General features: G+C 54.3%; 15 protein-coding genes. 13 read left to right on the forward strand and 2 right to left on the reverse strand.

Translation table 11 applies throughout. The features are described 5' to 3' along the window. Positions 1-8 precede the first annotated feature (8 nt). From H6A23_RS02650 to H6A23_RS02680, 7 genes are all read left to right on the forward strand, one after another. Positions 9-3314: a hypothetical protein gene (locus H6A23_RS02650; RefSeq protein ID WP_204830644.1), complete on the forward strand. Its 3306-nt coding sequence runs from the start codon at positions 9-11 to the stop codon at positions 3312-3314. Positions 3315-3416: 102 nt separating this feature from the next. Beyond that, positions 3417-4712 carry a hypothetical protein gene (locus tag H6A23_RS02655; protein WP_204830645.1) on the forward strand — a complete coding sequence of 432 codons (1296 nt, stop codon included), beginning with the start codon at positions 3417-3419 and terminating at the stop codon, positions 4710-4712. A 146-nt stretch (positions 4713-4858) separates the two neighbouring features. Continuing rightward, complete coding sequence (locus tag H6A23_RS02660; RefSeq protein WP_204830646.1) at positions 4859-5482, forward strand: HEPN domain-containing protein; 624 nt, start codon at positions 4859-4861, stop codon at positions 5480-5482. A gap of 495 nt (positions 5483-5977) precedes the next feature. Next, complete coding sequence (locus H6A23_RS02665) at positions 5978-7576, forward strand: HsdM family class I SAM-dependent methyltransferase (protein ID WP_204830647.1); 1599 nt, start codon at positions 5978-5980, stop codon at positions 7574-7576. Continuing rightward, the gene (locus tag H6A23_RS02670) at positions 7563-8672 is read left to right on the forward strand and encodes a restriction endonuclease subunit S (RefSeq protein WP_204830648.1); all 1110 of its coding nucleotides are present in this window, start codon (positions 7563-7565) and stop codon (positions 8670-8672) included. The genes H6A23_RS02665 and H6A23_RS02670 overlap by 14 nt, the downstream gene beginning before the upstream one ends. Positions 8673-8680: 8 nt before the next feature. Beyond that, the gene (locus H6A23_RS02675; protein ID WP_204830649.1) at positions 8681-11848 is read left to right on the forward strand and encodes a type I restriction endonuclease subunit R; all 3168 of its coding nucleotides are present in this window, start codon (positions 8681-8683) and stop codon (positions 11846-11848) included. Between the two features lie 68 nt (positions 11849-11916). Beyond that, a complete protein-coding gene (locus H6A23_RS02680; RefSeq protein WP_204830650.1) occupies positions 11917-13425 on the forward strand; it encodes an AlbA family DNA-binding domain-containing protein in 1509 nt (502 codons plus the stop codon). 591 nt (positions 13426-14016) lie between these two features. Here the strand turns inward: H6A23_RS02680 and H6A23_RS02685 are convergent. Then, positions 14017-15375: a reverse transcriptase domain-containing protein gene (locus H6A23_RS02685; RefSeq protein WP_204830651.1), complete on the reverse strand. Its 1359-nt coding sequence runs from the start codon at positions 15373-15375 to the stop codon at positions 14017-14019. A gap of 2 nt (positions 15376-15377) precedes the next feature. Beyond that, positions 15378-15956, reverse strand: coding sequence for an SLATT domain-containing protein (locus H6A23_RS02690; RefSeq protein ID WP_204830652.1), 579 nt, complete (start codon positions 15954-15956; stop codon positions 15378-15380). Positions 15957-16288: 332 nt separating this feature from the next. On the opposite strand from H6A23_RS02690, the gene H6A23_RS02695 reads away from it, so the two are divergent. The 6 genes from H6A23_RS02695 to H6A23_RS02720 all read left to right on the forward strand — a co-directional run. Beyond that, positions 16289-18802, forward strand: coding sequence for a DUF4268 domain-containing protein (locus H6A23_RS02695; RefSeq protein WP_204830653.1), 2514 nt, complete (start codon positions 16289-16291; stop codon positions 18800-18802). 36 nt (positions 18803-18838) lie between these two features. Beyond that, positions 18839-19156 (forward strand): nucleotidyltransferase family protein, encoded by a 318-nt coding sequence (locus H6A23_RS02700; protein WP_204830654.1) that lies wholly within the window; start codon positions 18839-18841, stop codon positions 19154-19156. Further along, the gene (locus H6A23_RS02705; RefSeq protein ID WP_204830655.1) at positions 19143-19478 is read left to right on the forward strand and encodes a HepT-like ribonuclease domain-containing protein; all 336 of its coding nucleotides are present in this window, start codon (positions 19143-19145) and stop codon (positions 19476-19478) included. Before H6A23_RS02700 ends, H6A23_RS02705 begins: the two co-directional genes overlap by 14 nt. Before the next feature lie 540 nt (positions 19479-20018). Next, complete coding sequence (locus H6A23_RS02710) at positions 20019-20420, forward strand: hypothetical protein (RefSeq protein ID WP_204830656.1); 402 nt, start codon at positions 20019-20021, stop codon at positions 20418-20420. Positions 20421-20647: 227 nt separating this feature from the next. Further along, on the forward strand, positions 20648-21127 hold the full coding sequence (locus tag H6A23_RS02715; protein WP_204830657.1) for a DUF6508 domain-containing protein: 480 nt from the start codon (positions 20648-20650) through the stop codon (positions 21125-21127). A gap of 198 nt (positions 21128-21325) precedes the next feature. After that, positions 21326-22317, forward strand: a 992-nt coding sequence (locus H6A23_RS02720) for a PDDEXK nuclease domain-containing protein (protein ID WP_204830658.1), incomplete at its 3' end; no start/stop codon positions are given.

The raw sequence follows: 22317 nt of genomic DNA on the forward strand, positions 1-22317 counted from the left end.
GAGATGGCATGGGAGAGCTGGGTTCGACTCTTCGAGGAAAAGCAATAACTGGGGTGATTGATTGGGGTATTGCTGGAATAAAGAAAGTAAAACAGCAGAATGAGATTAAAGGATTACTCGGGGACCAACAGCTCCGTGCCGCGATGATGGGACAAAATGTACTTGCAGAAAAGTTCGGCAACGAAATAGAGGCTCAGGAGCTTATTGCAAATCTTGCTCTAAAAAAGATAAAGAGAAATGAGGCAATAGCACTTTTCCTCGGTAAAGATGCTAATACTACTGCGTTTGATATAGTAAAAGACTTTTGTGATGAGATAGATCGTATCCTCTCGTCAGATACTGACTCTCACGCCGACGTGAGGGCATTAAGGATTGTCGAGGAGAGTAGTCAGGATATCCGGAGAATTGCGGATGAGCTCGCAGCTAATCGTCAGAATGAAACTGCCCAGCTAGCGCTCCTTGCTGTTGTGATTCACTCTGTTGAGTCCGAGGAGTCTGATGTTGAGTATCTTGCTCGTTTGTCGCACGACATCGAGTCTTCTCTTGCGTCGAGATATCTGAATGCCTATACATCGCTTTGCTGCGGTAATTTGCCAGACTTGGAACAGTTGAATGATATTACTGGGCACAATGAGCTCATTCTTGCTCTTGCCGCTGTTGCTATCAGCGCAAATGAATTGGAATTTGCAGAAAAAGTTCTCAGCATCTGTTCATTTAATGCCGAACCCATTATCGCAGTCATTCAAGCGCTAATTGACACGCCTGGGCAAATCTACGGACAGATTGAGCTTGATAGAAGTGTCTCAAGCTGCGTGGAGCCGCTAATTAACCTGATCAACTTTGAGCATTTGTATAAAGAGGGTGCTTTTCAGGCTGCTGCTAAGTATGCAGAAGACGCTGAAATTGCGTGGAACCCCATTGCAATCGAAGAGCGCTGCATATCTGAACTCATCTCGGCGGCAGTTTTGGATGATGATGACTTAGGTGCGAAAATCGAAGACGAGATTGGAAGATTCAAATCGTGGTTTCCAAGTGATTTGGCAGCTCAGTTCAAAAGAGCCCTTTCACTGTCTTTTTTTCGATTGAACGCCGATAAGGTGCGGGAGTTGATTGGAAAGCTGCCGGACGACCTATCGGCTTTTGCAGATGATGCGAGAAAAGAGCTGGAGCTTAAAGAGTGTGTCGATCCGAGAATGGCTCGGGACATTCTTATCTGGGCCGAGGCGAGGAACAACCCCGTGCTTTTGACTGATGCGGCTATTGCGCTAATCGGGCTGGATGCTGATGCGCGCTCAGAAATACTCGAGATATTCGAGCGGTGTTCCGATTGGGCAATTCCGAACGTAGGAACACTTCGTTATTATGCCGAGATTATTGACCCGGACGTGTCTTATGAAAAGTACTGTAAATACGGGAAGGGGATGGGGGAGAATCCTACATTCCACCTGATTGCTTATGCAAAATTCCACGATGCCTTACCGGATATTGCGACCCGTCATATTGAGCGCGCGATTTCAATCATGAAGGAGCCTACAGCTGCCAAGGATTTACTTAGTTCATCAATTTGGGTTCCCTATCTATATGAGGGTGGGAGATCCGCGGAAATTAGACAAATTGTTGAAGGGGTTCTTCCTATCGCTCCGTATGACCACCTAATCTCCTTTTTCAGCGCACTTAGTGGATGCAACAATGCCGAAGGTTTTATTGATGATTTAGTGGAGTCGATGGCAAGTTCATCATTTTGGGATCCACGGGTTGCCGAACTTGTGGTGCGGCATCTTGCGATGCGCGGAAGAATCGATGTGGCAGGACCGGTTGCAAACGCATTCTTTAAAACGAGGCCTAGCGAGCTGCTTGCCGAAATAGTGATCGAATGGGCTTGCGAATCAAGTGTTGACCCGAACGAAGGTGTTGTCGCTTTTCTTCGACAGGTGGACACCAGTCAGTCAAATTTGTCCCTTGCTGGATACTATCGAGAGAAAGGTGATAGGTCGACGAGTGATGCGCTGCTTGTCAGAGCTGTGTTCAGCGATGGTGAGCCATCGTCGCGTGCGCTTGTTTGTTATGCATTCAACCACGCTTCCGATAACGATGAGGCTGTCGAGAGAATTGACGAGAACTGTTACGCGGTTCTCTCCTCAAATGATGGGGAAGAGAGGACGCTCCTCTTTCTTGATAATCTCTCGGCAGTAAAAGAAGAGGGGGTTTCCAACTCTATTGGAAGCCTATTTACTGTTCAGTCGAAAGAGTTTATTGGTCTTAAGTGGCTGCGACTGGGAGATGTGTGCCAGATCAATGGCGTAAAACTGACAGTCACAGAGATTGGGAAAGTGGGATCGTTGCTGTGTAGGGCGGGATTTGCTGAGCTGGAAGAGCATCCTGAAAGCGCAGTTAAAATATTCTCGATCGATGAGCTTTCTGATTACGTAAAAACGGCATCAGAACAGGCCGCCGCAAAAGATCGTATGTACAAAGATGGAATTAAAACAGATAAGGGATGCATTTATCTCGGAATCGAGACGGGTGCTATTGTAGCGGGCGAACAGAGGCGCCTTGAGTTTCTTGGCGAGGTGATATGCAACCCGAATTATCCTTATCGTAAAAACCCTATAAGCAGGAATTCCCAAATTGATGAGGATGATAATTTCATAATTTCATATAATGCCGCCGTGGTGCTTTCGTTTTTGGACTTACCTCCAGAGGTTTTGAATGAGGTCAGGAAAAAGAGCTTCATCTCGAAAAGTACAGCAAATAAGCTAAAGAAAGATATCAACTCTCTTCTAGAAGAGGCATTTCGATCTGCTGGGAAGCTCGGATACATTGGACAAGGGCCTGTCTTTTTTGAGTACGACGACAGCACACGTCAGATGCTAAAGGACAGATGGCTGCCGGCGCTCAGTTTAATTTCAGCCCTGGAAACGCTCGAGCCAGTACTCGATATTTCAAAGGATTGCGTTCCTAGATTGCCATTTAAAAATGAGGCAATTGATATCGAAACGGCAAGAAAGCACAACCTAGTATACGTTACCGAAGATTATGTTGAGTCACAGATATGTGATGCAATCGGCAGCGTTAGGCGTTGTGGAGTGACCATGATGTTGGCATGCATGGGAAGCTTCGAGTATGTTTTCACCGAGTATGCAAAGAAGATGATCAAGTGGGGGGCTGAGCCTCCAATTGAAGAGGATTTGGTTGCAGCATATCAATATGCGTGTATAAGCGCGCTTAGTCGCCTCGGAGCTACAGAGCGTAGTGAGGAATTGACCTCCTCTGATGAAGGGTCCCTTAATGACTCCGGTTCATTAGATTGCTAAGCCTCTGTTGGACCAAATTCTTGCGGCCTATTTACGTTTAATCGTTGAAACGGGGGTAGAGGAAACGTGGGTAAAAGAATGAGTGTCGGAATCGAGGACGCCATGGCTGTCAACAGCGCTGCTACCCAAGAAATCACCGTCATCAAAGACGAGCACGGCCTCCTTTTCCTCGGCGACCCCAAGGAGATCAAGGCTTGGCTCGACGATTGTGGCCTTGCCTCTCGCGAGTTTGCGACCAAGGCGCTGAGGACCGGTGGCTCCGCCGTGCAAACGGCAGCCAAGGTGTCCTCGGAGTCCGGTCGTTGGGTGAAGCTCACCAAGGACTCCGCCAAGCTTCTCGAGAAGTACGGCAAGGCGGGTGCCATACAACCCGGTGTGGTGCAGAAGTCAAATGGTCAGATCGTCAAGTGGCTCAGGTTTGAGAGCCCGAGCCAGCTCTTCTCTCCTGCCATGGCGACGGGCGTTGCCGGGATGATGACCCAGATGGCGCTCGAGCAGGCTATCCAGGAGATCACGGACTACCTCAAGAGCATCGATGAGAAGGTCGGAGACCTCCTTCAAGACCAGAAGGACCAGACCGTGGCCGACCTCATCGGGGTGGTCTTTGAGGTGGATGAGGCCGCGGCAATCAGGGACAAGACGGGCACATTGAGCGATGCCGCCTGGTCAAAGCTTGCCCCGTGTGCCCAGACGACAAGTCGGGCGCTCGGATATGCCCTGACCAAGCTCCACGGCATCTCGGACAAGCTCTCACGCGCCGAGTCTGTCGATAAGATCGAGCACGTGTTGGATACCGCGAAGGACGACGTGCCCACGTGGCTCGTCATGGTCTCGAGGGCAGTGCAGACGAGGGACAAGCTCTCGGTCATCGAGTTGGAACGCGCCTACACCGAGCTTCCTGAGGTGCTCGAGGAGCATCGCATGGGAATCGTGGAGGCAAGACGAGAGCGCCTTGGCAAGGTCAAGGCCAGGATCGATGCCCTTCGCGAGGTGCTCGAACTGTCGGCGGGCAGGGTCAGGGAGGAGAAGCTCCTCCACCCCTTTGCCGTGGACGACGTTCTCGAAACTCTCAATTCGCTGATGGAGCAGACCAGCCAGTTCTCCAAGGGGCTCGATATCGAGATGGACGAAAAGGTTATCGAGCGAGCTCCGGAGTGGCTTGACGTTGCCGGGAAGTTTGCCGGCGACGTTGCCTCGGGCGCCGCTAGCGGTACACAGCAACTTGGCGGTGCGATTGCCTATGGAGCGGGAGCTCTGGGCGAGGCAGCGGGGAAGGGCGCCGCTGGTCTAGGGGCTGCCATGGCTGACGGAGTCCAAGGGCTTGGCAAGGCCATAGGAAACGTTAATCTCAAGAAGGCTGCGGAGTCGCTTCCGTTCAAGCTTCTGTTCGGTAAGTAACGGATGGAATGAATTATGTTGATGAATGATGTCCCTGCTGCGTGCCACTCGAATGTCATCCTTAGTACACCTGGCTTGTCCTCTGCTGAGCTGCCTCTTGATTCGAGTGTAAGAGCAGCACTGTATCTACAAGGGAGTTTCTATAGATGAGCAGCGTGTTTAAAGAGCATGTGTTCCCGAAGTATAATGGCGAAGATGTAATGAAGCCTCAAATGAACGGCTTCGAAGACTCAACGCTGCGGGATTTCTCTCTTCTTGACACATCGGCATTAGTGAAGGACGAGCTTAAGGAAGAGCACTTTGAGAAAGAATTTATTTTCTCCTTTCTCAATGCGGCTAAGGAGCTTGCAGAAGCTGGACGAAGGGCAATTGACAAGCCCGGAATGTACATATTCTATAAGCACTCCTACGCCTTGCCAGTACTTTTTCTGGCTAGACACTGTATGGAGCTGTCAATAAAGAGGGCGATTAGAAGAAGTGGCTTTGAGCCCAAAAAGATTCACGGACTTAAGGAGCTCTGGGATTCCCTTGTATCGAGATTTCCTCACCAGAGGAACCGTGAGGACAGGAGAGCAATTGCAAACATGGGCAGCTTTGTTGCTGCGATAGCATCTGTTGACAACAATGGGGTAAGTCTCCGATATCCAAAAGATAAAACTGGAGGCTTTACGCAAGACAGGCCGCTCTTCGTGAACAACGAACAGGTTGCAGCATATCTTGAGATGTTTGTCCGCCAACTTGATTGTATTGACTTCGATTCTATAAGGTAAATCGTCTAGGATTGACTGTCATTAATACGGAGCATTACGAGTGGATAATGAATTCTCGTACTACCCTATATGAAGGAGGTCCCCAAAAGAGCCTATGCCCCCCTCTTTCTCGCGGACGCAAGATGCGGACGCGCTGTTTTCCGCATCTGTAAGTTAAACGATCCGCTCTAGTTGCGTACCGGTTTCGAATTTGACGTGAAGTGTCAAAGAGTTGAAATAATGTCCAGGAGATAGCCTTTGGACATTGACTTTGACCTCCAGCTACCTGTCTGGACAACTCTTTTCAGATTCGGCGACATGTGTTTCGGACGCTTTGATAATTGTTATCTATTAAACTTAGAAGTAGCAATCTTCACCGGCGTCTCAGGTTGATGGTGAGACTCATTTCGAACGGATTTAGTGCGCTGATATAATATCAACTGCCAACAATTCGCGCGCCTTCTTCTGGATAAAAGATGGCCGCCTGGTTCTAATAAAGCGTTCGGAGCGTGAAGTATGGCTAGAGCCACCAATAAGAAAAGGGAACGGACCCTCGAGGAGGTTCTCTGGAACTGTCGAGTTGCCCTAAGGGGCGTCGGTAGCATCGAGAAGAACCGCGACGCCGTCATCAGCCTCGTGTTCCTCAAGTTTGCCGGCGACAAGTTCGAAGCGCGTCGCAAGGAGATTGTCGAGGAGTACGGCGACATCCCCGCCTTTCTGGAGAAGCCGTCATTCTACAACGCTGCGAACGTTTTCTATCTGCCCGAGGATTCGCGCTGGTCATACTTGGTCGCCAACGCGTCCCAGAACGACATCGCCACTAAGATCGATACGGCAATGGCCCATGCGGAGGAAAAGAATCCCTCGCTCAAGGGCGCGCTGCCCCTCGGAATGTTCGCCACGCTCGGCGCCGACCTCCGCTCGGTGAAGGCGCTCATAGACAACGTCAACGACATCAGCGAGGAGCGCTTCCACGAGGAGGACCTCATCGGCCGTGTGTATGAGTACTTCCTTCAGTCCTTCGCCGTGGGCAGCTCCAAGGAGGACGGAGAGTTTTACACGCCTGCCTGCGTGGTCCAGCTCATCGCAGAGCTCATCGAACCCTACGAGGGCGTCGTGTACGACCCGTGCTGCGGGTCCGGCGGCATGTTCGTCCAGTCCCACAAGTTCGTCGAGCAGCACCACGGCAACCGCTCGGCGATCTCCGTTGTGGGCCAGGAGTCAAACCCCGACACGTGGCGGCTCTGCAAGATGAACCTCGCCGTCCGGGGTATCGCCAACAACCTCGGCGAGAAGGCTGTCTCGACCTTCACCGACGACCAGCACAAGGACAAGAAGGTCGACTACATCATGGCCAACCCGCCGTTCAACCTCAAGAACTGGCGCGGGGAGGACGAGCTCCTCAAGGACGCGCGCTGGAGCGGCTACCCGGTGCCACCCGTGTCTAACGCCAACTACGCCTGGATCCTGCACATGCTCTCCAAGCTCGACGTCAACCACGGCGTCGCCGGGTTCCTGCTCGCCAACGGCGCCCTCAACGCCGACGGGGACGAGGGAGAGATCAGAAGGAAGCTCCTCGAAAACGACCGCGTCGAGGCGATAATCGTGCTCCCGCGAGACATGTTCTACACCACCGACATCTCCGTGACGCTGTGGATCCTGAACATGGACAAGCACGAATCCGAGCGAAACGGCCGCAGGCTGCGCGAGCGCTCCGGGGAGGTGCTGTTCGTCGACCTGCGCACCTGGGACCAGAACATCGAGAAGTACCAGCTCGACAAGAACAAGACGAAGAAGAAGGTCGTCCTCACGCCCGAGCAGATCGCGAGAGTGAAGGACATCTACGAGTCCTGGCAGGACGTCGACGGCGGGTACGAGGACGTCTCTGAGCTCTGCAAGTCCATGCATGTCGAGGGCGCAGATAGTATTGCCTCCCACGGATACAGCCTGACTCCCAGCAAGTACATCGAGTTCATCGATCGTGATCTTGACATCGACTACAACGGCGAGATGGGTCGCATCCAATCCGAGATGCGTGAAATCCTTGCGATGGAGAAGGAGTCCCAGGCGATGCTCGAGACCGCGTTCGAGGGGATTGGCTATGGGATTGATTAGGCTCGGCGCACTTATATCTAGGTCTAATGTTCGCAACGACGGCGGAGAGTACGGCATCGATGATGTCAGGGGCATGTCCGTTGAAAAGAAATTCATTCCCACGAAGGCGGACATGAGAGGTGTTTCTCTTAGGCCGTATAAGGTCGTTAGGCCCAAATGGTTCTCGTACGTAACAGTCACTTCCCGAAATAGCGGCAAGTTGACATTAGCCTATAACGACTCCGGTGAGACTTATCTGGTTTCGGGCACCTACGAAGTCTTTTCCGTTGCGAACGAAAATCAGCTTGACCCTCGATACCTCTTTCTTCTGATCAATCGAGGAGAATTCGATCGCCTAGCCCGCTTCAACTCGTGGGGCAGCGCGCGAGAAACTCTCTCTTGGGAAGATTTTTGTGACGTTGAACTCGATTTGCCCCCGATTGAAATCCAGCGCAAATACGCCGCAATCTATGAATCGATGCTTACGAATCAGCGTTCCTATGAACAGGGGCTGGATGACTTGTCGATTTCTTGCGCCTTGCTTTTGGATAAGTGCAAAAAGGCAAGTCGATGGGAACCTATCGGTAACTTCCTCCGGGAGATCGACCTCCGGAATAGAGACGGAATTTGTGAGCGTGCTCATGGAGTAAACCTTGCAAACCAATTCGTGGAATCGAAGGCAAGTAGCGATGATCTCAGGAAGTATAAGCTTGTAGAGCCCGGTCAACTTGCATGCAACTTACTTCACGTCGGACGAGACGTCGCCTATCCGATTGCAATCAATGACTCCGACGAAGTTCGTGCGGTATCGCCGGCATATGCTGTTTTTGAACCGGATGATTCGGTTGCTTCGTACTACCTTCTAGCGTGGCTATCTCGTGATGAAGTTGGGCGATACGGCTGGTTTATCTGTGACGACAGCATACGTGGAAGTATGAGTGTGGCGAGATTCTTATCTCAGAAAGTCCCCGTGCCCGACAGAAAGTTGATGGAGGCTGCTGCAGAGCTGTCTGTTGCTTTTCGCAATCGTCATGCGATAAACGAACGGCTTAAGTCCCAGCTCAAAGAGATCACTCCCGTTCTCATCCGGGGATCTGTCGAAGAGGCTTCGCGTTAGGAATCGCCATGGACAAGTACCGGCAGTTCATCAGAGGAAAGTTCACTGAAGAGGAGCTCGAGAGTGCCATCATCGGTCTCTTCCAGGAGGAGGGGTGGGGCTACGCCCACGGCGAGTCCCTGCACCGCCGCTACGAGGATGTGCTCATGGAGGACGCCCTCGCCGACAGCCTCCGCCGGAGGTACGCAGACCTCGCTCTGACGGACGGCGAGGTATGCTCCCTGATCAACGAGCTGAAGTACATCCCATCCGCGCCCCTCTACGACGGCAACCGAAGGACGTTCTGGCTCATCAACGAGGGAATCGACCTCCCGCGCGAGGACGCGAGCCTCCCCGCGGCGCACATCGAGTACGTGGACTTCGACGACGTGTCCGCCAACGATCTGCTTGTGGTGAACCAGTACAGCGTCACCGACAAGGCGACGCGCCGTCCCGATCTGCTGTGCTTCGTCAACGGTATCCCGCTCGCCATCCTGGAGTTCAAGTCCGCCGTCGAGGAGGGGACGACCATCCACGACGCGTGGAGGCAGGTGTGCGTCCGCTACGCCCGCGACGTCCCGAGCCTCCTCAAGTACTGCTGCGTCGCCGCGATATGCGACGGGGCGAACAACAGGCTCGGCACCGTGTTCACCCCGTACCCCTACTTCTACGCCTGGAACAAGGCGGACGATGCCGACAGGGTCTCCAATGGAATCGGGTCGCTCTACACCCTCGTCAAGGGTGCCTTCGCTCCCGAGAGGTTCCTCGCGATCGTCCGCGACTTCGTCTTCTACCCCGACGACGGCGACAAGGAGATCGTCTGCCGGTACCCGCAGTTCTTCGCCGCGACGAAGATGCTCGACAGCATCTGCGCCCACCTCCGCCCCTCCGGCGACGGCAAGGGCGGCACCTACTTCGGCGCCACCGGGTGCGGCAAGACTTACACCATGCTCTTCCTCTCACGCCTGATGATGCTCAGGCGCAGCAGCGTGCTCGGCAACCCGACGATCGTCATCATCGTGGACAGGGAGGACCTGGACAGCCAGACGAGCGAGCTGTTCGTGACGGCGAAGCGGTTTCTGCATGAGGAGGACGTCCGCAGCATCGAGTCGCGCTCCGAGCTGAGGAGCACGCTCGCAGATAAGGCGTCCGGGGGCGTCTACGTCACGACCATCCAGAAGTTCAGCGAGGACACGGGGCTGCTCTCCGAACGGACCAACATCGTGTGCATCTCCGACGAGGCGCACCGCACACAGACGGGCGTCGGCTCCAAGCTCAAGAGGACCGACAAGGGCGTGTTCACCCGGTACGGCTTCGCGAAGTACCTCCGCGACGGTTTCCCGAACGCGACCTACGTCGGCTTCACCGGCACCCCGATCGACGAGACCATCGCCGTGTTCGGCCCCGTGGTCGACCGGTACACGATGAAGGAGTCGAGCGACGACGGGATCACGGTGCGCATCGCGTATGAGCCCCGCCTCGCCCGCGTGCAGCTCTCCGATGATCAGGTGAGCAAGATCCAGGAGTACTACGACCGCTGTGCGGAGCAGGGGTCGACCGAGGAGCAGATCGAGGAGAGCCAGCGCGCGATGAGCGCGATGTCCGTGATCCTCCGCAACCCCGAGCGCATCGCGCGCCTCGCGGAGGACCTCGTTGGCCACTACGAGGCGCTCTGCTCCGAGAAGCCGGGGGTCGTCCAGAAGGCGATGGTCGTCTGCTCCGACCGCCTGCACGCCTTCGACCTCTACAAGGCGATCGTCGCCATACGGCCCGACTGGGCGGTCGCCCGGAAGGCCGAGGACGAGTCGGAGCTCACGCAAGACCAGCTCGAGGACCTCGAGGCTCTCCCGAAGATCAACATTGTCGCGACGAGGGGCAAGGACGACGAGAAGGAGCTCTACGACCTCTGCGGCACCAAGGAGCGGCGCAAGCTCCTCGACAGGCAGTTCAAGAACAACGACTCCAACTTCAAGGTCGCCGTCGTCTGCGACATGTGGATCACGGGCTTCGACGTGCCGTCTCTCGCCGTCATGTACATCGACAAGCCCTTGCAGAAGCACACGCTCGTCCAGACGATCAGCCGCGTCAACCGCGTCTTCGAGGGCAAGGACAAGGGTCTCGTCGTCGACTACATCGGCATCAAGGACAACATGATGGAGGCGCTCAAGAGGTACGGGGACGACGACGAGGGGTCCGTGGACGAGCTGGCGGTCTCGCTCGGCATCTTCCGCAACCACCTCGCCATGCTCGACGAGCTCATGGTGAACTTCGATGCCTCCAGGTTCGTCTCGGGCGCCCCGCTCGAGCGCCTCGCGTGCCTGAACGATGCGGCGGAGTACGTGCAGCTCTCCAAGGACTTCCAGACGAGGTTCATGGGCCTGTCCCGCATCCTGAAGTCCGCCTACGGGATATGCTTCCCCTCCGGCGAGCTCACCGACCACGAGACCGCGGTGGCCCAGTTCTACCTGGCGATCAGGTCGATCGTCTACAAGCAGACCATCGGCGACGCGCCCGACACGGAGACGATGAACGCGGTCGTCGAGGACATGGTGGCCAAGGCCATCAGCTGCACGGGGGTCGAGAGCGTCGTCGACGCGCAGAAGTCCGAGGACCTCTTCAGCGACGAGTTCGTCGCCGAGCTCGACGCGGTCAAGATGCCCATCACGAAGTTCAACGCACTGCTCAAGCTCGTGCGAAAGGCAATCAGGGCATACGGCAGGATGAACAAGGTGAAGTCAGTCGAGTTCAGCGAGCGACTGCGCAAGGTCGTCGACGCCTACAACACACGCGACAGCCTGCAGTTCACGAGCGAGGTCGTAGCCGACTTCGTCGACGACCTCTCGGACCAGCTTCTCACGATCCTGAAGAATCTCGAGGAAGACAAGCGCTCGTTTGAGAAGATGGGCATCACGTACGAGGAGAAGGCCTTCTACGACATCCTGGTGAGGGTCCGCGACGACCACGGCTTCCCCTACGCCGAGGAGAAGTGCGTCACTCTCGCCAAGGAGATCGCAAAGCTCGTGAACGACAAGGCGCAGTACGCAGACTGGTCGACGCGCGACGACATCAAGAGCCAGCTCAATATGGATCTAACTGTTCTCCTCTACCGCAACGGGTATCCGCCCGAGTGGGACGAGGAGGTCTTCGAGAAGGTTATGGAGCAGGCGGAGAACTTCAAGGCGAATGCGACGGTATGAGAGGCACTGCATGCCGAAGCAATATGTGTCAGAACTTACCTCCGTAAATGTAAGGAGATATCAGGTAGATGATCGTCGTTGATGGGCGCACGGATCCCGAAAAGTTGAGGGAGCTACTTGACGCGGGCGTCGAATGCAGTGAGCTCGACTTCAAAGAGACTCTTGACCTTAGCAACAAGGAAGACGAGCTCCACTTTGTGAAAGATGCTGTCTCAATGTTCAACCGATATCCTGGCGGCTACCTCATAATCGGGGCAACTAACGACGGCAAGCCCTCCGAGAGAAGCCAGGAGATGGACTGGAGCCAGTTTGACGGCGCCCGATTGGCGGACAAAATCTCCAAGTACGTCGATGCCCCGCTTCGTCCCATTTCGGCGCTGCACGAAATCGAGGGGCACACCTATTGCCTCATCTGCTGTATGAGCCTGCCGGACGGCCTTCCCGTTCCGTTCAAGCGGGTTGGCCAATATGTAGACCAGAGAACACAGAAGCAGGTCGCATACATACGAGAGGGAGAGATTACCCGAAGAGACGGAGCCCAGAATCGGAATATAGAGTATGCGCAGTGGGCAGAAGTCCTCAGTCAGCATGATAGGCTGGTGCGCGAGGATGAGGCAGGTCGAATCAACGCTCTCGTGGACAGAATCACCCTCGCACTCGGTCAAAAAGGGAAAACGCCTCCACTTGTTCCCGGCATGGGCGAAGCAGCGCAATCACAGGCGCTTGCAGCATGCTTCGAGCAGGATGAGGATGCGAAGCTCTCTCGCTTTGTAAATCAGCTTTCGATTGAAATGCCTCAATCAACTGATGCAGTCACCGACATCACGGCCGTAGCAACCCATGCTCTTGCATATGGAAATGACAAAATCCTTGTTGCGGCCCTTGACGCACTGTATGACTACTATTTCAGCTTGGACCCTTATGGAGAAGAGGCTGCAAATCGAAAGCTGTCAATTGTGATTGGCGCTTACCAGATTGGTGCCGCTATGGTGCTGGCAAAGCGTTGGGATTTGATCTCTCCCTTCGTAACCAGAAACTCGCGTCCGAAGGGAGATTACGTCTACGCTTCGTGGATTCGTGACTGCCAGGTTGAGTCTGTCCGGAACGGAGAGTTTGAACACAGGGGGTCGGGAATGCTGATTTCTCTGGCCCTCGATCACACCAAAAAACATGCGACAGTCATGCCTGATATAGACCTCGCAAATTCATCGGAATCAGAGTCGGACAACGAGTTGAGCGAGAAGGACAACTTGATGTTGGACCTCCTATGCTCCTTTGATTTTATCTACTGCCTTTGTGTTGCTGTTTCCGGGAACGGTTTTGGCGGGGCATATCCTTCCTGCGTTGCGTTTTCAGAGAAGCGCGTCAGTTCCGTTGTCTTGAAGATTTTCGGAAACCGTGACAACGCAAGAAGGTCATTGTTCCCGGAGAAAACCGATTCCGAAATCGCTGATGGTCTTCGGCAGGTCTATCAACTTATTGGAAATGAGGCTATGCATGCCAGCCAATATGTCTGGGGATTTGACGGAACCGGATTGATTGCCAGATTCATAAACGAGCATTCTTCACAGATGTAGGGCACGAATTCTGGTGTAACGCATTCCTCATCAATATGTTCCTGCGCGTGTCTCGTGGAAGACGGCAGTCCGATTAGCGTTTTAATCAAGTTAGCCTGGATTGACAGGGTAATTACTAGCCCAAATTGAGGATGGGAAAGTAGTTGTCTCTCTGCGGCATGATAATAAACTGATTCTGGGCAGCGTCACTTTCCTTCCCTTCGCCATCTTATGCGCTTTGTCCAGGAGGCAAGGTTTCCGATGCCCTGCTCGAGCTCTTCGGTATCAGGGAGTATGCCGGCGGCAACCAAAGGACTGCCGTGTGCATCGGTGCTCTTTGAGCACTTGGATATTGCAGAGATAATTTTTTTATGTCTTACATCTCTATATCATTTAGTAATTTGAGTCTTGATGATGCGTCCAAACTTGCGCTCCTTGGACAACGCCGCTCAACAAGACATAACTAAACGCCGCTGGACAAGCAATCGAACCAGAGGGACCTAGGGGGCTTTCGGGCAGTGCACAAGAATCAAAACTACATCCAGTTCTGATGACTGAGTTTTTCGTAAGTCGGTCTCGCCTATAACCCAATTTGCGAAAACCAGCTTGATGCTACGAGACTACTCCAACGTCCTTTTCCAAAGTTCTAATTATTCGATTTACAACTTGTTGGAATAGCTGCTTTATGTCTTCGTCCGAGTAGGAGTCAATGATTTCTTTGGCAACTAGACCTGTAAGTTGCGCGCGAATATCGGTAGCAGGCCGACTGAAATCAAATACAGGGAAGTAGTTGCTTTCACGACCATTGAAGCGCATTTGATAGTATGCCGCTTTGAATCTGGGTAAATCTCCACCGAGGCTAACGTTATACCTATTTGCAAGCTTACGGACTAACGAATCTAGCTTGCCGAGATACGCGATATCATTGATCCTTGAATAATAAAACAGCCAGCCATATCTTGTATAGCTAATCCCATCGTAAGTAACTTTGCAACCAGTAATGCGTCTATACAAATCCTTGTAAAGCCAGGCTTTATCCGTAGATTTCTCTACTTTATTAGAGTGTGAAATCGCTCTAATATTTCTTTCGAGTGAGCTCTCTATTTTCCTCTTCGACGATTGACGAACTGAGATAATCCCATCCTGAAATTGGTAGCCAAGGTATTCAATAGCGTTGGCATCGATAATCCCATCGACGCACTTATCTTCACTAAGTCTGAGGCCAAGTTTTTGAATAGTGGATTCGACATACGACTTAATATGTGAGATTTCATCGTATGAGCAAAGTATGAGAATGTCATCGACATATCTTTTATACAGTACCTTTGGAAATTTACGCATAATGGCGGCGTCAAGTTTCGAAGCATATAGATTCGATAGTTGATTTGAAATAGAAAGGCCTTGAGGCAATCCGCTTTCATTGGGGCGAGTTGCCTTAAACCCGAACGGAACGGTGGGAGTTGAAATTGCAGACTGAATGAGTTGCAGTATTTCTCGTTTCCTGATTTTTGATCGAATAGTCTTGATTAGTGGTTCATGCGGGATACTTCCGTAGAAATCCTTCAAATCAAGCTTGATGTATGCGGGGTATGTTTTAGCTGATATAGCACTAGCAAGCTCAGAAACGACCAATTGAGGCTGAGGAGTTTTGCAGCGCTCCCCAAACGTCTTTCCGAGGATATCGGAAAGAGCTTTCAACGTTAGCCTATCGCGGACAGTCGGAATGCTAAGTACTCTCGGAGACCTCCCGGCGCCCTTGCTAACCAGTAATTGGCGATAGGGGGTAAATGAGTATCTCCCTGAGATGGCTTTTTTGGATATTGCGGAAACGTAAGAATCAAGGTTTGAGAAAAACCTCTCCGTAGTTATGTAGTCAATGCCTACCGAAGATGTTCCGTAAAGTGATTGCAAGAATAAGAACTTTAGGTGATTTTCGCGAAATCCATTTTTAAACAACTCTGATGCAGCCATGGTTACCCAATCACAAGAATTGATATCGCAACAAGAAGAATGGGCAGGCCGATATACACCATGAACCTAAGTAGTATGTACCGTGCGCGACGGATGGTCTCGTCAGCCTCTGTGACCTTATCTCCAACGCCAAATAGATAGTCGCTCTCGGTGTGGTTCTCAGTGCTTGCAACTATGTCAACGTAACGCCCGGCAATTTCGGATAGTGCATTCTCGTATTCTTCTGAGTCCACCTTTAGAGTATCAATTTGTAGCCAGAGCCGCTGCAGTTCTAAATATGCATGCCTCATTTGTTCCGCTCTAACTGCATAGTTTTGTCCAGAGGCGTAGATCGTGCAGATCGTTATAATAATTGCTGATGCAATTGAGAGGAATGTTATGCGGTCCTGCCAACTCCCAAAAGAACTTGTCAAAATAAGCGGCACTATAGAAAGTAGAGTAGTTATACAGGCGTAATAAATTGTTGCATGTTTTAGTAGAGTGTCAAACTCTAGGAGTCGCTTCTCCGATAGAATTCTCGCTAACCTTGTGTTCTCAATCAATTGCGGAAGATACTGATCCAGTGGCTGTTTCTCGGCCATAAGGCATGCTCCCTAATCAGATAACGAGGACGACGCTATTGTAATTCTCGGTATAAATCTCCTGGGAGACAGAATTCAGCCGTAGGCTAGGGCTTACCCGTACTAATGCACTATGCAATAGTCGGCGAAAAATCGCCAGCGCCGTCCTCAAGTCTATTCTATCTATTCGATATGATTGATGCAGCATCTCGTCAGATTCGTATGCGTGCTGCGCCGACGCTGGAGCTAATCGTCAAGAGGGCCTCTGTCTTTCAATACCGCTTTCCGTCTCACCATCTCGTATCACTGAGTAGAATTAGTTTGTCCTTCATCCCTCATGCTGGAGCCCAACTATGAACGCTGGACCACAGTCAATTGTCAGCCTGCTTACCCCTGCTAACCAGCGGATGGTCATTCCCGTCTATCAGCGCGCCTACTCGTGGGACGAGGAGCAGTGCCGGCAGCTCTGGGATGACATTGTCGCCATTGGGCGACGAAGCTCCGGAACGCACTTCACAGGCTCCGTGGTCATGGTGCTGGGCGGGGAGTTCAGCGCCTCGGGCGTGAACAAGCTCCTTATCATTGATGGCCAGCAGCGCATCACCACGCTCAGCCTGCTCATCGCTGCGATGGCGGAGTATGCCCGGGAGCACCCTGAGAAGCTGACGCATGTCTCCTACGAGGAAATCATCGACAGCGGCTACCTTGTCCTCAAGTACAAGAAGGGGGAGGACCACTACCGTCTCACCCTCTCGCAAGGCGACGAAAAGACGCTCTGCTCCGTTGTCGACCGCCTGGAGAACCCGGATGTCGAGGTCGTGAATGAGTCCCACCGAATCGTCGACAACCTTGCTCTCTTCCGCACGTGGCTGAGCAACATTGACGACCCCAATGTGGTCTGGGACGGTATCCAGCGCCTTGAGATTGTGGCGATCACACTCTCGCAGGGCCAGGACAACCCGCAGCTCATCTTCGAGTCGATGAACTCTACGGGCAAGGACCTCTCCACGGCTGATCTCGTGCGTAACTTCGTGCTCATGGGCCTTCCCATGGATGAGCAGGAGGACCTCTATGCAAACTACTGGCGCAAGATCGAGGAGACGCTCGGTGCGGACAGCTATGACGAGGTCTTCGACGAGTTCTTGCGCAACTGGCTGACGGTCATCAACGCGCCGACCAGCATTGCCGCACGTGACGTGTACCGACTGTTCAAGCGGCACGTCATGGACAATGGCTACGACAAGCCTGGGCAGATGGCGGAACTTCTCAAGGAGATTCGCCGCTATGCAGGGCACTACGCGTGCATCACGGCCGGTGCCTGTGAGGACAAGGTGCTCCGCGTTCTTCTCGCTCGTATTCAGAAGCTTGACGTCTCCGTCGTGAACCCGCTGCTCATGTCCTTCTTCGAGGACTATGTCGGCGATGCCCTCACGCATGATGACTTCGCCTCCATGCTGAGGACCACGGAGAGCTACCTCTTCCGTCGCTCTGTGTGTGACGTCGCGACGAACAGCCTGAACAAGTTCTTCTCGTCCGTGATCGCACGGCTGAACGCGGTGCGGGATGACGGTGGCAACATCCGCGAGGCCTATGAGGCGATTCTTCTGGGAGGGGAGGGGACGGCTCGACGCATGCCGAGCGACGCGGAGTTCGAGCGGGCGCTGAGGACGCGCGACTGCTACGCGTTCAAGCGCGGCTTCTACCTGCTTTCCACGCTCGAGAACAGCTATCACGTGAAGGACCCGCTGGATTTCTCAGGCGGCAACTTCTCCATCGAGCACATCATGCCGCAGAACGCGCTCAACAGTGCGGAGTGGCGCGAGATGCTCGGGGATGATTGCGAGCGCGTCTACGAAGAGCTCATCAACACGCTGGGCAACCTCACGCTCACGGCGTACAACCCTGAACTCTCCGACGCACCCTTCGCGGAGAAGAAGGCGCATCTCAAGGGTGGCTTTGACCAGGACTACCTTGTGATTTCCAAGGAGCTGCACGACTTGGACGTGTGGGATGAGAGCGCTATCCGCGAACGTGCCGAGCGGCTGGCAGAGCGTGCTCTCGAGGTCTGGCCGTTCCCGGAGCTGAGTGCCGATGTTGTGGCGTCGTATAAGCCGGTCAAGAAGGCCGCGCCCGCGATGAAGTCTATGACGTTCAGGGCGGTCTGCACCATGGCAGAGATTGCTCCGGGGGCTGAGCTGGTTGCCAGCGAGGGCGACCGTGCCGTTGTTGCCACGGTGACCGACGACTACGGCATTCGCCTCTTCAACGGGGATGTTCTCAACAGCCCCTCACGTGCGGCGACGCGGGTGAAGGAGCTCGTGACCGGGAAGTATGTTGCCGCCAACGGGTGGAGGTACTGGCGTGTGGGGGAGAGCGGTCCGCTGCTCTATGACGTGCGGGCGAAGTGTCTTGCGGAGGTTACGAACCCTGATCTCAAGTCGCTCTTCTGGGACGGCTTCTACGACTATTGCGCCGAGCGACAGGACTTTGTGTCCGCGTATGCCGACCCGTCGGGTAGGGCAGAGAACAACGGGTGGTATGCGACGTTCGGGCTGGGCATGCGGGGCGTTCATGCGACGGCGTACTTCGCGCAGCGCGATGGTTGGGTCGGTGTGAATCTGTGGTTCACGGATGCGTCGCTGTACGAGGGACTTGTCGCGCGGCGCGAAGAGGTCGAGGCGCTGCTTGCCGACCTTGGCGGAAAGATTTCCTGGCGCGAGCCGAGCGAGAAGACGCGCGAACTGCAGGTGCGACTGGATGCGGACGTGAGCCCCGAAAACTGGGACGAGCTGTATGGCTGGCTCGTGACGGGGTTGCTTCGGATGCGTGCGGTTGCACTCGGTTTCCCCGCCTTGCTCCCGGAGTAGCTGGGTACAATCAACTCATGCGGGAGGGAGGCGCTCATGTGCTACACGCTTGAAGAGATTCGCGACGCAGTGAGTTCCGTGGCGGTGGAGTATAACTCGGCGGCGCCCGATGACGCCCGCATTCGCAGCGTCTCCCTGTTCGGGAGCTACGCCAAAGGCGCAGCAGATGATGACTCTGACGTCGACCTTCTCATCTCTTTTTCCTCTTCGGTGGTGAGTCTCTTTACTCTTGCGCGAGTGCTCGAGGCCATGGAAAGCCGCCTGAGCGTCCCCGTGGACCTTGTGCAGGAGCCGCTTCCCGAGGAAGCTCTTCTCGACGTGGGGGAGAGGGTGTCGCTCTATGAGGCAGCCTGACAAACATGTCCTCGAGAAGATTCTGGAGGAGATTGCCTTTCTCGAGAGCTTGCTGAACGGTGTCGACTTGGATGCGTTTATCTCGGACGAGACGGTAAAGCGCGCCGCGGCGATGGCGTCCATCAACATCGGGGAACTGGCAAAGCATCTCTCAGATAACTTCTACGCAGCTTACCCCGGAAGTGAACTGCGCTATGCCGCTCGCACGCGCGACGTGTATGCGCACGGCTACTACACGCTGCGCTTTGAAGCCGTATACAAGACGGCGGTAGAGGACTACCCGCGTGTCAAGGGTTGGATACTCGAGCATCTAGATGACTAGTCGCGTCCTTGCGGCGGCGGTTTTCTCCCACAGCTTGTGGGAGAAATGTATCCATGCAGCAAGTTGACGCGAGCTTGTTTGTCGATGTAGGACATGAGAACTCTTCTGCTGATGGTCGAGGAGATCGCGTCGCGAAATGTGGTGTAAGGGAGACCTGAAGTAGACGCGGCCTCCGTCCTAGAATCTCTTTCGACCAAGAGAGGGATTCGAGGAAACGGAGACCGCAATGGACACTGTGCCTCAAGACGCGTTCGCGACGGTCGGGCTCGCCGAGGAGGGCGAGGATCGTCGTGCTCTCCGGGCTTAAAGAGGGGGCGATGGCGGCGTAGGTTCGGCTCATCAGAGATTCTGGGCAGAGGCCCCTACATCACTCTTCGCGACACTACCCCATTGCATCGAGCGGCGGAACTTTGTGTTCTCATACGCCGACCCCTCGGGCAGGGGAGAGGACAATGAATGCTACGGATGCGCGCAGGTGCCGGGCTGTTGAGTGCATACAATTGAAGAGTGACTACCGGCTCTGAATCCAGGGGACGACGCATGATGACGAGTGTTGACGTTGCAACGCAGCTTCGAGAGTCCGACTTCGACGAGCCTGCGATTCTCATCAAGATCACCAACGTCGATTCGTCGGTGCTGTCTTCTCGGTATGGGCTTTACGAGCGAGTCCGTAGGGAGTGGGCAGTAAGTCTCGACCGCGTGCGCAACATCCGGCTTGCTCTTGGCGTCCATGACGGTAAGGTCGTTGAGGTCTACCGTGTCGCGGGCTGGTTTCACACTGGCGAGCTCATGAGGCGTGACGGCGACATTCCTCCTGCAGAGGGCCGCGTAGAGTTCGTGGGCAACCTTGCCGGCGAAGAGCTGCGCGAGCGCTACAAGGATCGTCTCGTCACGGACCTGTTCTACGGGCAGAACCCTATCAGGTACGTTGGCGGGGCGTAGGATAACAACTTCAAAGTGCTAGTCCGGCATTATAGGGAGTGGAGAAGCTTCGAACTCTAGGTAGTTTTCCACCTGACCGGAGGGATGATTGCAGTGAAGGTTAGGCCTGTGGAACCGAGTACGGTAACTTCATCGTCTATAAGACGTCTGGCTTCCAGCGCACCGTCATTGTCCTGCTGCTTCTGATCTTGATCGTACTTCTCGCTAAGTAACTGACGGGAGTCGCGGTGTTTGAGAGCCTGACAAGGTTCATTCCGCTGCTTGATCGTGAAGGGGACTTTGGCGTACGGGTTGTTGACCATGAGCACGCCGGAACGGCCGACGACCCTATCTGCTTCCCCTTTGTGGAGCACAACCGGACAGTGAGCGCACTTGAGAGTTCGATCATGTCTTTCGTGGACAATCACCCGGAGCTGTGTCTCACGCGGTATGCAGATATCCTCGAGAGGGCAGGCCTGGAGTGGGGGAGTGAGTCGATGGAGGGTGCCGACGTCTCCGCTCTTGACGGCAAGACGGTCATGGCATTGCTCGTAGGGGCGGTTAGGGCCGAGCGCTTCTGTGACGGCGCCCTTCTGGGCTTCCTGGAGTCCGGCTGCATCGGGCGCTGGCTTCAGAGGCTGAGGCAGATTGACGAGGGAATGGGTGCGGGGAAGACGCTAAACACGTACTGCTCTGAATGTGACCGGGAGGGTCAGCTGGGGGAGTAGACCTCGTCGACGGTTCGCCGCTTCATCGAGAGCGGGCCGCTCTCTTCAACGTCCTGATGGGAAGGTCATAGAGCCCCGGACGAAAGGCGTGTCAAATTGCGCTGAGAGGCTGCTTCCCCAGCGTAAGCGCGAGCGCTAATTGTTGTCCGGTGCCTGAGCGACACTAAGCCTGAGGAAGTCTCTCGGGAAGGTGGCGCCATGGCGGAAGCGATTATCAAGAACGACCCTGAGTACCTGGCTTGGGTGCAGGAGCTGAGTGAGCGGTATCGTTGCAGCCAGATCAAGGCGGCGGTTTCGGTAAACCGTGAGATGCTGCTGTTCTACTGGCGGCTGGGAAAAGACATTGCTGATTTGCACGCTGAGAGTCGGTGGGGCTCGGGATTCTTCGAGACGCTGAGCAGGGATCTTAGGAAAGAGATTCCCGATGCCAAGGGCCTCTCACCGCGCAATCTTCGGTACATGAAGCGCTTCTACGAGTTGTTTCCTGTGGGCTCGGCAATTCTGCCACAACTTGTGGCAGAATTGCCGTCCTGCGAGGGGCTGTTCTCTGTCCCATGGGGCCATATCAGAACGATTATTGACAAGTGTCATGGTAGCCGTGAGAAAGCGGAGTTCTACATCCGCAAGACCGTGGAGAACGGCTGGTCACGCGCCGTATTGCTCAACTATCTGGATAGTGGCCTCTATGAGCGTCAGGGCAAGGCGGTAAACAACTTTTCGAGTGCGCTTCCCGCCCCGCAGGGCGACCTCGCTCGGGAGATCACGCGTGACCCCTATCAGTTCGACTTTCTCACCATTCGCGACGACTACGACGAGCGTGAGCTCAAGGATGCCCTGATGACCAATATCTCTCAGTTTCTGATGGAGCTGGGGACGGGCTTTGCTCTTCTCGGTCGGGAGTACCGTCTGGTGGTGGGGAAGACGGAACAGTGGATCGACCTGCTCTTCTACCATGCCGCACTTCACTGCTATGTGGTCATTGAGGTTAAGGCCGCTGACTTCAGGCCGGAGTACGTGGGGCAGCTCGGAACCTACGTCGTGGCGGTCAACCACATCCTGAAGAGCGAGGTTGACCAACCTACGGTTGGGCTTCTCATCTGCAAAGGCAAAGACAATGTGCTGGCACAGTACGCAGTGGAGGGCTCCAGCCAACCGATCGGCATATCCGAGTACGAGCTTTCCAGGTTGAT

This window comes from Olsenella uli, from assembly GCF_016900775.1.
Taxonomy (GTDB): Bacteria; Actinomycetota; Coriobacteriia; order Coriobacteriales; family Atopobiaceae; genus Thermophilibacter; species Thermophilibacter uli_A.